Below are 12007 nucleotides of genomic sequence, written 5' to 3' on the forward strand. Positions count from 1 at the left end.
CGCGTTCGGACTGGTCCGCTGGACGGGTGCGCGATGCCGTCACCGACCTCCTCCTCGGCGGCCGGTGCGTCGGGTGCGGCGTCGCGGGCCGGCTGCTGTGTCTGCGGTGCGCGGCCGGTCTCCCGACGGGAGCCCACCCGGCGTGGCCGGAGCCGACCCCGGCCGGGCTCGTGCCTCCCTGGGCGGCGGCGTCGTACGACGGGGCCGCGCGGGCCATGGTGCTGGGCCTGAAGGAACGCCGGCTGCTCGGCCTGGGCCGACCGATCGCGGGCCTGCTCGCCCAGGCGGTCGCGGCGGCGGCCCCGCCCGGCCCGGTCGTGCTGGTGCCCGTGCCCTCGCGGCCCGCGAGCGTGCGCGCCCGCGGCCACGACCCGACGTACACCGTGACCGCGGGCGCGGCCGTCCGCCTCCGGCGGGAGGGGTACGACGTCCGCGCGGCCCGCCTGCTCCGTACCCGACCGGGCCTGGTCGACCAGGCCGGGCTGGACGCTGCCGCCCGTGCCCGCAACCTCGCCGGCTCGATGACCTGCCCGAGCGGAGCGCTGCACCGGCTCGCGGCGGCGGTCCCGCGCGCCCGGTTCGTCATCTGCGACGACGTGCTGACCACCGGCGCGACCGCACGCGAGGCCCAACGAGCCCTCGAAGCGGTCGGTCTGCAGGTGTCCGCGGTGGCCGCCGTCGCGGCGACGCGCAGACGTCACGTCGAAGTGGGGACCTCTGTCCCTTTAATGCGGGACGGGAAGTGACTACGTTCTCTGCATGGAGTCCGTCCGGGTCCGTGGTTGCACCGCTGGTGCGCCGCAGGCGCGCCGGTGGCTAGCCGAGGCCAGTCGCAGGCGAAACGGTCCACGTAAGGGCGCCTCCGGGCGTCTGATCACGGTGCGGCTTAGAGGTAAGTCCTGCCCCGCCCTCTCCGTCAGACACGGAGGACGGTGGGAGAAGGCCGGTAGTGGCAGAGAAGCTGCGGAAGCCTCAGCAGGCGGTTGTGGGGTCGAAGACCAGGTCGGCCGGACGGGCTCCATCTCTCGTCCACGAGCGGAGTGCGGGCCGTCACGGCCCGGGCTGCGCTCTGCCCTCGGATGGCACGGACGGGCTGAATGAGGAAACCAACTGTCTAACGGGAGGTTCACATGGAAGTTGTGGTCACGGGTCGTCACTGCGAGATCTCGGACAGGTTCCGGGAGCATGCGGCCGAGAAGCTGACTCGACTGGAGAAGCACGACCACCGGATCATGCGGGTGCATGTGGAGGTGGACTGTGAGCCCAACCCGCGCCAGCACGACCGGTCCGTCCACGTGGAGCTGACGGCGTTCTCCAAGGGGCCGGTCATCCGGGCCGAGGCCGCCGCCGACGACAAGATGGGCGCGCTCGACCTGGCCCTGGACAAGATGGCCTCCCAGATGAGGCGCGCGGCCGACCGCCGCCGGGTGCACCGGGGGCAGAAGACCCCGGTCTCGGTGGGGCAGGCCCTCGCCGACACCCCGGCGCCGATGGTCGCCACCGTGGAGGAGGAGCTCTCGACCACCCAGGAGCGGCACGTCGGGCCGATCGCGGTGACCGGCGACGGACCGCTGGTGGTCCGGGAGAAGACCCATCCGGCGAGTCCGATGACCCTCGACCAGGCCCTCTACGAGATGGAGCTCGTGGGCCACGACTTCTACCTGTTCGTCGACAAGGAGAGCGAGCGCCCCTCCGTCGTCTACCGGCGCCGCGGGTACGACTACGGCGTGATCTCGCTCGAGCTCGGCGAGGACTGAGCGGCGGATCGCCTGACGAGCCGGCACCGTTGAGGAGGCCGGGGTGGCCCGTTCGGGCCACCCCGGCCTCTCGTCATGTGGTCCGGACGGGCGCCACGGGGGGTCCGTCCGTGCCATGATCTGCGCGTGGCCGATTCAGACACAGACGGCTCGGAGCCCATCCGGGTGCTCGTGGTCGATGACCAGGAGCTGTTCCGGCGCGGGCTCACGATGCTGCTGGGCGTCGAGTCGGGCATCGAGGTGGTCGGCGAGGCCGGCGACGGCGTCGAGGGCACCAACCTCGCGACGACGGCCGCCCCCGACGTGGTGCTGCTCGACATCCGGATGCCGAAGCGCTCCGGGATCGAGGCCTGCCTGGCCATCAAGGAGGCCGTGCCCTCGGCCAAGATCATCATGCTCACCGTCTCCGACGAGGAGGCCGACCTCTACGAGGCGGTCAAGAGCGGCGCCTCCGGCTACCTGCTCAAGGACTCCTCGATCGAGGAGGTCGCCCAGGCGGTCCGCGTGGTCGCCGACGGCCAGTCCCTCATCAGCCCGTCCATGGCGGTCAAGCTGATCGACGAGTTCAAGCAGATGTCGCGTCCCGAGCGCGACCACGTCCCGGGCCTGCGGCTGACCGAGCGCGAGCTCGAGGTGCTGCGGCTGGTCGCCCGCGGCATGAACAACCGCGAGATCGCCCGCCAGCTCTTCATCTCCGAGAACACGGTCAAGAACCACGTGCGCAACATCCTGGAGAAGCTCCAGCTGCACTCCCGCATGGAGGCGGTCATGTACGCCGTCAAGGAGAAGCTGCTCGACCTGCCTTAGTCCGACCGAGGAACGAGCTCGCGATCTGACCGATGACTGAACGCTGCTTCTCGGCCTGCGGGGGTTTCGAGGCCCCTGCGCTCCTGCGTCGCTCCGGGGCACCTCAACCAGCGTGACGCTGGTTGAGGTGTGAGGGACGGAGTCCCGAGCCTCGAAACCGGGTGGGCCGAGAGTCGGCCTTGAACCGCCCAGGTGTGAGGGACGAAGTCCCGAGCCTCGAAACCCGGTGGGCCGAGAGTCGGCCTCGCTCCGGGGGACCTCGACCAGCGTGACGCTGGTTGAGGTGTGAGGGACGAAGTCCCGAGCCTCGAAACCCGGTGAGCCGAGAGTCGGCCTCGCGCCCCGGCTGTCTCCACCCCGTTGTCGGCGCCCCGTCGTACGCTCCGGCGTATGCCACCCGAGTCACTGAGCCAGGCCCAGGCGCGGCGGGTCGCGCTGGGCGCCCAGGGCTTCCTCGACCGGCGGCACGCGGTGCCCACGATGCGCACCCTGCACCGCACCCTGAGCCGCACGGGCGTGCTCCAGGTCGACTCGGTCAACGTCCTGCAGCGGGCGCACTACATGCCGCTCTACTCCCGGATGGGGCCGTACGACGTCGAGCTGCTGAGGCGGGCGTCCGAGCGGCGGCCCCGTCGCCTGGTGGAGTACTGGGCGCACGTCCAGGCCTTCATGCCCGTCGAGCTGTGGCCGCACATGCAGCACCGCATGGAGGCCTACCGCGAGCGTCGCGGCAAGTGGATGGTCCTGGAGGAGAACCCCCAGCTGGAGGCGTCGCTCCTGGAGGAGATCCGCGAGCGTGGCGCCTCGACGGCCCGCGAGCTGGACGACGGGCTCCCGCGCGCCAAGGAGGAGTGGGGCTGGAACTGGTCGCTGACCCGACAGGTGCTCGACTACCTCTTCACCGTGGGCGACCTCGCCATCGCCGGGCGCAACAGCCAGTTCGAGGTGCTCTACGACCTGCCCGAGCGGGTCATCCCCGCCGAGGTGCTGGCCCGGCCCACGCCCACGCGGGCCGAGGCGTCGCTGGAGCTCGTACGACGGGCGGCGGTCTCGCACGGCGTCGCGACCGCGCAGTGCCTGAAGGACTACTTCCGGATGCACGTCGACGACGTCCGCCCGGCCGTGACGGCGCTGGTCGAGTCCGGGGAGCTGGTCCCGGTGACGATCGAGGGCTGGAAGCGGCCGGCGTACCTCCACCGCGACGCTCGGCTCCCGCGGCGGGTCGGGGCGCGGGCGCTGCTCAGCCCGTTCGACCCGGTGGTGTGGGAGCGCGAGCGTACCGAGCGGATCTTCGACTTCCACTACCGCATCGAGATCTACACCCCGGCCGAGAAGCGCGTCTACGGCTACTACGTGCTGCCGTTCCTGCTCGGCGACCGGATCGTCGCGCGGGTGGACCTCAAGGCCGACCGCAAGGCCGGGGTGCTGGTCGTCAAGGCCGCGTACGCCGAGCCCGGGGCGCCCGTCGAGACGGCCTCCGAGCTGGCCGCAGAGCTGGCGGTGCTGGCGGGCTGGCTCGGGCTGGGGGCGGTGGCGGTCGAGCCGCGGGGCGACCTGGCACCGGCGCTGGCGGCGCTGGCGGCGCTGGGCGTCTGAGGGTCGTCCAGCGACCGTCCAGACGGTTGCAAGCGACGCCCGGGACCGTGGTGCCCTCCCCGGCCGACCGGCCGGGACCGCGAGAGGGAGACCCCGATGAACCACGTCCTGCGCGCCTCCGGCTGGCGCCTCGCCCTCGTCACCTCGGGGGTCCTGCTGGCGCTCGGCGGGCGGATGCACCCCGAGGCCGACGCCGCCGACTCCGCGACCCAGGAGCTCGCGACGATGACCGCCGACGAGCGGTGGGTGCCGGGCCACACCCTGATCCTGGCCAGCACCGTGCTGCTGGCCGCCGGCCTGTGGCTGGTGCTGCGCGGGCGGGTCTGGCCGCGCCGCGTCGACGGCACGCTGCGGATCGCGGCGGTGACGATCTCGCTCTACGTGGTGGAGACGGTCTTCCACCTGGCGGCGTCGGTCGACTCCGACGAGCTGGCGGCGGGGGAGTCGGCCCCGATCGCGTGGGCGCATCTCGGACTCTCGGCGTTCCTCTATCCCGCGAGCGGGCTGGCGCTGGCCTACCTCGGCGCGTCGCTGTTCGCCGCCTGGCGCGGGCCGCGCCGGCTGCTCGCGCTGCCCGGGATCGTGGCCGGAACCGCGCACGCCCTGTCGGTCCCGGCCACGATCCTGCTGCCGGATGCGGAGCTGAGCCCGGTCTTCGCGGGCGCGGCCCTCACGCTGGCCCTGTGGTCGGTGCTGCTGGGGCTCGCGAGCGCGCCGTACCGCCGGCCCGTTGTCGCCGTACCAGCCCCCGAGGCGGCGTCCCAGCACTAGCCTGCGCGAATGCGGATTCGCGTGCTGGGCGACGTCGAGGTCGAGGTCGGTGCCGCCGCGGTCGACCTGGGCGGCCCGAAGCCCCGTGCCCTGCTCGCGCTGCTGGTCGCCGCCGACGGGCGGGCGGTACCCGTCGAGACGCTGATCGACCAGATCTGGGGCGACGAGCCGCCGGGCCGGGTCGAGGCCTCGCTCCAGACGTACGTCGCCCGGCTGCGCAAGGCGCTCGAGCCCGAGCGCGGCGTACGGCGGCCTGCCGATCGGCTGCGCACGCGTGCCGGGGGCTACTCCCTCGACGTCGAGGCCGAGGACGTGGACGCCCGCCGGATGGCCCGTCTCGTCGAGGAGGCGCGACGGTCGCTGGGCGACCGTCCGGACCGGGCCGCCGAGCTGCTGGTCGAGGCGCTCGAGCTGTGGCGCGGCGAGCCGTACCCCGGTCTGGAGAGCCCGTCCCTGCGCGCCGAGGCGGTGCGGCTGACCGAGCTGCGGCTGAGCGCGCTGGAGGATCTCTGGGACCTCCGGGTCGCCGCCGGCCGCCACGCCGAGGCGGTGCCGGAGCTGGAGCAACTGGCCCGGCTGCACCCGCTGCGCGAGCGGCTGTGGGGCCTGCTGGCCCGGGCGCAGTACGCCGCCGGCCGGCAGGGCGACGCCCTGGCGACGCTGCGCCGGGCACGCGAGCACCTCGCCGAGGAGCTGGGCATCGACCCGGGACCGGAGCTGCGGGCGCTGGAGGAGGCCGTGCTGCAGCAGGACCCGGCGCTCGACGCGCCCGAGCGGCCGGGGCCGAGCCCGGCGGCCTCGGCCCCGCCGTCGGCCACGGGTGACCCTGGTCCTGCACTTCCCGGGCGCCAGGCGGCGCTGGCCGCGGCAGACGGTGTCCTGGACGCGGCGCGCCGGGGTCGCGGCGGCGTGATCCTCGTCAGCGGCGAGCCGGGCATCGGGAAGACCCGCTTCGCCGAGACGCTGGTCTCCCGGGCCGAGGCTGCGGGCTTCCGCACCGGTCGCGGTGGGTGGGAGGCCGAGGCCTGCCCGCCGATGTGGGGTTGGACCCGGGCCGTCGAGCGGCTGCTGGGCGACGCCGGGCTCCTCGACCCGGGGCCGGCCGACGCCGACGCCGCCTCGGTCGGCTTCCGGCAGGCCGGAGCCCTGGCCGGGGTGCTCCGCGACGGCCCGCCGGCGATGCTCGTGCTCGACGACGTGCACTGGGCCGATGTCGAGAGCCTGCGCCTGCTGCGGCGGTTCGCGGCCGATCTCGCCGGGCTGCCGGTGGTGCTGGTCGTCGCGGTCCGCAGCACGACCGCCGACATCGGCGAGCCAGTCGCCGACCTGCTCGCGGCCCTGGCCCGCCTGGACGCGCACCGGGTCGAGCTGGCGGGCCTCGACGCCGACGCGGTGGGTGCCTGGGTCGCGCACCAGACCGGGATGACGCTGAGCGCCCCGGTGACGGCCGGACTGGTCGAGCGCACCGACGGCAACCCGTTCCACGTCGCGGAGCTGGTGCGGCTGCTGGTGAGCGAGGGGGCGCTGTCCGATCCGACCGCGCCGGCGTGGCGCGCCGTCCCGACCGGCGTGCGCGACGTCGTACGCCAGCGGCTGACCCTGCTGGAGCCCGAGGCCGGCGAGGTGCTGGCCCTCGCGGCGGTGGCGGGGCGCTCCTTCGACCTCGCGGTCGTCGCCGCGGCCGCCGGGCTCGCCCCGGAGCGGGTCGACGAGGCGGTGGAGAGCGCGCAGATGCTGGGACTGGTCGACGAGGAGTCGCCGGAGCGCTACCGGTTCGCCCACGCCCTCGTCCGGGACGCGGTCCGCGGCCGGCTGACGGCTGCCGCCCGGTCCCGCGCTCACGCCCGGGTCGCCGCCGCCGTCGAGCGGGTGCACGCGGGCCGGATCGCCGACCACCTGCCCGAGCTCGCCGAGCACTACCGGCTGGCCGGCCCGGCGTACGCCCGCTCCGGGTGGGTCTTCGCACGCAAGGCCGCCGAGCGGGCGGCCGCGGCCTCCGCCCACGACGAGGCGGAGCGGCTCCTCGCCCAGGCCGCCGACCTCCAGGACCGGGACCCGACCACGACCGACCCCGAGCGGGAGACGGTGCTCCTGGGGCGCGCACGTGCGCTGAGCCGCATCGGGCGGCCGATCGACGCGTGGCCGCTGGTGGAGCGGGCGGCCCGGTCCGCCCTGGCGCGCGGCGACGCGTCCGCAGCGGCCGCCGCGCTGCTCGTCATCACCGAGGGCCTGGTGTGGGGCTGGCGCGCGCATCCGCAGTACGACGACGACTCGGTCGCGCTGTGGGAGGAGGTCTGCGCCGCGCAGCCGGCCGACGAAGCGCTGGTGCGCGCCCACCTGACGGCGGCGACCGCGTTCGAGCTGCTCTACCGGCCCGGCGCCGCCGACCGGGCGACCCGGCTCTCCGACGAGGCCGTCCGGCTCGTCCGCGCGACCGGCCGCCGGGGGGAGCGCGAGCTGGAGGTGCTGCGGCTGGCCCAGGCGGCCCTGCTGCGTCCCGACCTCCTCCATCACCGGACCCCGCTCGTCGACGAGATCGTCGAGATCGCGACCGCCGTCGGCGACCCGGCCCCGCTCGCCGGGGCGCTGGCCGGCCGCGCCCAGGACCGGTTCGAGCTCGGCCGGCTCGACGCGGTCCGGTCCGACGTGGTCCGGGCCCACGAGCTCGCCGAGCGCCACCACCTGTCGCAGCAGTGGCTGGTGACCGGGTGGTACCGCACCACCCTCGCCCTGCTCGATGAGGACTGGGACACCGGCGAACGCCTGATCGCCGAGCTCGAGGCGTTCGCGGCGACGCTGGCCATGTCCGGTGGCGGCATCGAGACCGCGCAGCTGTTCTCGTTGCGCGACGGGCAGGGCCGGGCCGCCGAGCTGGAGCCCGCGCTGCGCCCGCTGGCGCCGTACCACCCGGCGTACCGCGAGGTGCACGCTCTCGCCCTGGCGCGCACCGGCGCGCTCGACGAGCTGCGGATGCTGCTCGGGCCGTGGTCCGAGCAGCCGGCGCTGCCGTGGGACTACATGTGGCCGTTCCTGGTCGCGGTCCGCGCCGAGATCTGGGTCGCGCTCGGCGACGCCGGGGCGGCGCGCGACCTGCTCGCCACGCTCGGTCCGTACGCCGACCGCCTGGCCGTCACGGGGCCGGTCGGGTTCCGCGGCAGCATGCGCCTGCACCTCGGCGAGCTCGCCCGGGTCGCGGGTGACGACGTCGCCGCCCGCGACCACCTGGAGGCGGCACGCCGCGTGCACGAGGAGCTCGGCCTCCCGCTCTGGGTCGCCCGCACCGACGCGACCCTGGCACGCCTGGGGCGCTAGGCAGGTCCTAGGGAGTCGGCGTGCCGTGCACGGCGGTGGCGTGCCGCCGGAACGCGCGCCGGCCCAGCCGCGGGACGAGCCAGCGCACCGGAGCCGGCGCCCGCGAGAGCATGCCCGCGACGACCTCCGGGTCGCCGTCGTACTGGAACATGCCGAAGGCCAGGCTCCGCTTCGACCGCGGCGCCTCGGCCTCGGCGTGCTCGCCGATCGCGTCCCACTCGGCCTGGGTGACGGTCCGCGCGGCGATCGGCAGGAGCCGCTCCTCCTCGGCGTCGAGATGCTCGACGAGGTGCACGTAGAGGGTGTCGAGCACGTCCGCGAGCCGGTCCCGTACGTCGGGTGCCGCCTCGGCGCGCAGCCGGGGGACCAGGGTCGCGACCTGCGCCAGCAGGTGGTCGACCTGCTCGTGCTGCGACTCCATGAGGCGCACGATCGGAGCCAGCTCGTCGGGCACCCGCTCCAGCAGCAGCGGCCACAGGTGCACGTCCTCGGTGGTGTGGTGCTGGTGCAGGGCGAGGCCGAGGAAGTCGAGGTGGTCGGCCACCACGGCGGCGCGCGCGACGTCGCCGGCGGGTACGCCGCGGACGACCCCGCCGGCGAGCCGGAACTCGCGGCGGAAGAACGAGTGCAGCACCAGCATCACCCGGGTGTCGGTGAGCGGTGCGGTCTCGGGACTGGTGGACATGAGGACTCCTGGGGACGGACGGTCGGCGGACGACGACCACCGTGCGCGCGACCGCTTGCAACGGCCTTGACCCGCAATTGCACGCGGGTCGGACCGGCGGTTTCCGGATCGCGGGCTCCCGGCATTCGGATCCCCCGATAGCATGGTCCGCGGCCCGGTCCGGGCCTGCCCGAACTACCCAGGGAGATCCCTCTCGTGCCTGCCATCCTCGACAAGCTCCTCCGCATCGGTGAGGGCAAGATCCTGCGTCAGCTCGAGGCTGTCGCGAAGGCCGTCAACGCCATCGAGGACGACTTCGTCGCGATGAGCGACGAGGAGCTGCAGGGCATGACCGCGGAGTTCAAGCGGCGCCTGGAAGCCGGCGAGACCCTCGACGACCTGATGCCGGAGGCCTTCGCCACCGCCCGCGAGGCGGCCAAGCGGGTCCTGGGCATGCGCCCGTTCGACGTCCAGATCATGGGCGGCGCGGCCCTGCACCTCGGCAACATCGCCGAGATGAAGACCGGTGAGGGCAAGACCCTGGTCGCGGTGCTGCCGTCGTACCTCAACGCCCTCGCGGGCAAGGGCGTCCACGTCGTCACCGTCAACGACTACCTCGCCAAGTACCAGTCCGAGATGATGGGCCGCGTCCACGGCTTCCTCGGCCTGACCACCGGCGTGATCCTCCCCGAGATGCGGCCGGCGCAGCGTCGCGAGCAGTACAACTGCGACGTCACGTACGGCACCAACAACGAGCTCGGCTTCGACTACCTGCGCGACAACATGGCCGGCTCCATCGAGGAGTGCGTCCAGCGCGGCCACGCCTTCGCCGTCGTCGACGAGGTCGACTCGATCCTCATCGACGAGGCGCGGACCCCGCTGATCATCAGCGGTCCGACCCAGGACGAGGTCAAGTGGTACGGCGAGTTCGCCAAGATCGTCATGAAGCTCGAGAAGGACGTCGACTACGAGACGGACGAGAAGAAGCGCACGATCTCGGTCCTCGAGCCGGGCATCACCAAGGTCGAGGACCACCTCGGCATCGAGAACCTCTACGAGGCGGTCAACACGCCGCTGATCTCCTTCCTGAACAACTCCATCAAGGCCAAGGAGCTGTTCCGCCGCGACAAGGAGTACGTCGTCATGAACGGCGAGGTGCTCATCGTCGACGAGCACACCGGTCGCATGCTGTCGGGCCGCCGCTACAACGACGGCCTGCACCAGGCGATCGAGGCCAAGGAGGGCGTGCAGGTCCGCGAGGAGTACCAGACCCTCGCCACGGTCACCCTGCAGAACTACTTCCGCCTCTACGACAAGCTCTCCGGCATGACCGGTACGGCCATGACCGAGGCCTCCGAGTTCGACAAGATCTACCAGCTCGGCGTGGTCCCGATCCCGACCAACCGTCCGATGCAGCGCGTCGACCAGCCCGACCTCGTCTACCGCACCGAGGAGGCGAAGTACGACGCGGTCGCCGACGACATCGCCGAGCGCAACGAGAAGGGCCAGCCGGTCCTGGTCGGCACCGTCTCGGTGGAGAAGTCCGAGTACCTCTCCGACCTGCTGAAGAAGCGCGGCATCCCGCACACCGTGCTGAACGCGAAGGTGCACGCCGAGGAGGCCAAGATCGTCGCGATGGCGGGCCACAAGGGCGCCGTCACCGTCGCGACCAACATGGCCGGTCGAGGCACCGACATCATGCTGGGTGGCTCGGTGGAGTTCCTCGCCGACGCCGAGCTGCGCAAGCAGGGTCTCGACCCCGTCGAGCACGTCGAGGAGTACGACGCCGCCTGGCCGGAGATGGTCGAGAAGATCAAGGCCCAGGTCGGCGCGGAGCACGACGAGGTCCGCGAGCTCGGCGGTCTCTACGTCGTCGGCACCGAGCGCCACGAGTCGCGCCGGATCGACAACCAGCTGCGTGGTCGTTCCGGCCGTCAGGGCGACCCGGGCGAGTCCCGCTTCTACCTGTCGCTGCAGGACGAGCTGATGCGGCTGTTCAAGTCCGAGTGGGTCGACCGCGTCCTGACGATGCTGAAGATCCCGGACGACGTCCCGATCGAGAACAAGCGCGTCACCAACGCCATCGCGAACGCGCAGGGCCAGGTCGAGTCGCAGAACTTCGAGTCCCGCAAGAACGTCCTGAAGTACGACGACGTCATGGACCGCCAGCGCAAGGTCATCTACGGCGAGCGGCGCCAGGTGCTCGAGGGCGCCGACCTGCAGGAGCAGATCAGCACCTTCCTCGACGACGTCGTCGCCGGCGTCGTCACGGGTCACACCCAGGGCTTCGCCGAGGAGTGGGACCTCGAGCAGCTGTGGACCGACCTCGGCCAGATCTGGCCGGTCTCCGTCAGCCTGGAGAAGGTGCTGGAGGACGCCGACGGCCAGGTCGCCCACATCGACCGCGACGAGCTCATCGAGGAGCTCCGGGCCGACGCCCACGCCTGCTACCAGCAGCGCGAGGCCGAGGTCGGCGAGGAGGTCATCCGCGAGCTCGAGCGCCGCGTGCTGCTCTCGGTGCTGGACCGCAAGTGGCGCGAGCACCTCTACGAGATGGACTACCTGCGCGAGGGCATCTACCTGCGCGCCTACTCCCAGCGCGACCCGCTCGTCGAGTACCAGCGCGAGGGCTTCGACATGTTCGCCGCCATGATGGACGGCATCAAGGAGGAGGCGGTCGGCTACCTGTTCAACCTCGAGGTCTCCGTCGAGGAGGAGGACGAGGTCGAGGAGGACGAGCTGGAGGAGGCCTACGAGCCGCTCCTGCAGCCCGAGGGCACGATCCCGCAGCGGGCCGTGCCGACGATCAAGGCCAAGGGTCTCGAGCGTCCGTCGCAGCCGCAGAACCTCACCTACTCCGCCCCGGACGAGGACGGCGAGGCCGAGGTCCGTGGCACCACGGTCAGCAACGCCGACGACGAGTACGCCGGCGTCGGGCGCAACGATCGGTGCCCCTGCGGGTCCGGCAAGAAGTTCAAGCAGTGCCACGGCGCTCCGGGCGGCCCCACGGGCCTGACGGCCCGCGCCTCCGGCTGACCCCACCGCCACCGCCGACCCGGCGTGAGTGTGTCGCCGACCCGGCGCGAACTCGCGCCGGGTC

8 protein-coding genes are annotated in these 12007 nt (G+C 72.9%); 7 read left to right on the forward strand and 1 reads right to left on the reverse strand.

The window, feature by feature from the left end; genetic code table 11:
* The first annotated feature begins 26 nt into the window (after positions 1–26).
* The 6 genes from VMF51_RS22405 (at position 27) to VMF51_RS22430 (ending at position 8243) form a co-directional block, all read left to right on the forward strand.
* The gene (locus tag VMF51_RS22405) at positions 27–746 is read left to right on the forward strand and encodes a ComF family protein (protein ID WP_325476696.1); all 720 of its coding nucleotides are present in this window, start codon (positions 27–29) and stop codon (positions 744–746) included.
* Between the two features lie 384 nt (positions 747–1130).
* Complete coding sequence (gene hpf, locus VMF51_RS22410) at positions 1131–1757, forward strand: ribosome hibernation-promoting factor, HPF/YfiA family (RefSeq protein ID WP_325476697.1); 627 nt, start codon at positions 1131–1133, stop codon at positions 1755–1757.
* A 126-nt stretch (positions 1758–1883) separates the two neighbouring features.
* Positions 1884–2564 (forward strand): response regulator transcription factor, encoded by a 681-nt coding sequence (locus VMF51_RS22415; RefSeq protein WP_325476698.1) that lies wholly within the window; start codon positions 1884–1886, stop codon positions 2562–2564.
* Positions 2565–2954: 390 nt separating this feature from the next.
* Positions 2955–4160 carry a winged helix-turn-helix domain-containing protein gene (locus VMF51_RS22420; RefSeq protein ID WP_325476699.1) on the forward strand — a complete coding sequence of 402 codons (1206 nt, stop codon included), beginning with the start codon at positions 2955–2957 and terminating at the stop codon, positions 4158–4160.
* A gap of 96 nt (positions 4161–4256) precedes the next feature.
* Positions 4257–4931, forward strand: coding sequence for a hypothetical protein (locus tag VMF51_RS22425; RefSeq protein WP_325476700.1), 675 nt, complete (start codon positions 4257–4259; stop codon positions 4929–4931).
* 9 nt (positions 4932–4940) lie between these two features.
* Positions 4941–8243 (forward strand): BTAD domain-containing putative transcriptional regulator, encoded by a 3303-nt coding sequence (locus VMF51_RS22430; RefSeq protein ID WP_325476701.1) that lies wholly within the window; start codon positions 4941–4943, stop codon positions 8241–8243.
* A 7-nt stretch (positions 8244–8250) separates the two neighbouring features.
* Here VMF51_RS22430 and VMF51_RS22435 read toward each other — a convergent pair whose 3' ends face one another.
* Positions 8251–8928 (reverse strand): hemerythrin domain-containing protein, encoded by a 678-nt coding sequence (locus VMF51_RS22435; protein ID WP_325476702.1) that lies wholly within the window; start codon positions 8926–8928, stop codon positions 8251–8253.
* A gap of 195 nt (positions 8929–9123) precedes the next feature.
* On the opposite strand from VMF51_RS22435, the gene secA reads away from it, so the two are divergent.
* A complete protein-coding gene (secA, locus tag VMF51_RS22440; RefSeq protein ID WP_325476703.1) occupies positions 9124–11943 on the forward strand; it encodes a preprotein translocase subunit SecA in 2820 nt (939 codons plus the stop codon).
* Positions 11944–12007 lie beyond the last annotated feature (64 nt).

It is taken from the genome of Nocardioides sp., from assembly GCF_035503875.1.
Lineage (GTDB): Bacteria > Actinomycetota > Actinomycetes > Propionibacteriales > Nocardioidaceae > Nocardioides.

Excerpts from the sequence above, each read along its gene's own strand:
- VMF51_RS22435 (WP_325476702.1), bottom strand. The coding sequence starts at position 8,928 with ATGTCCACCAGTCCCGAGACCGCACCGCTCACCGACACCCGGGTGATG.
- hpf (WP_325476697.1), top strand. The coding sequence starts at position 1,131 with ATGGAAGTTGTGGTCACGGGTCGTCACTGCGAGATCTCGGACAGGTTC.
- VMF51_RS22430 (WP_325476701.1), top strand. The coding sequence starts at position 4,941 with ATGCGGATTCGCGTGCTGGGCGACGTCGAGGTCGAGGTCGGTGCCGCC.
- VMF51_RS22420 (WP_325476699.1), top strand. The coding sequence starts at position 2,955 with ATGCCACCCGAGTCACTGAGCCAGGCCCAGGCGCGGCGGGTCGCGCTG.
- VMF51_RS22425 (WP_325476700.1), top strand. The coding sequence starts at position 4,257 with ATGAACCACGTCCTGCGCGCCTCCGGCTGGCGCCTCGCCCTCGTCACC.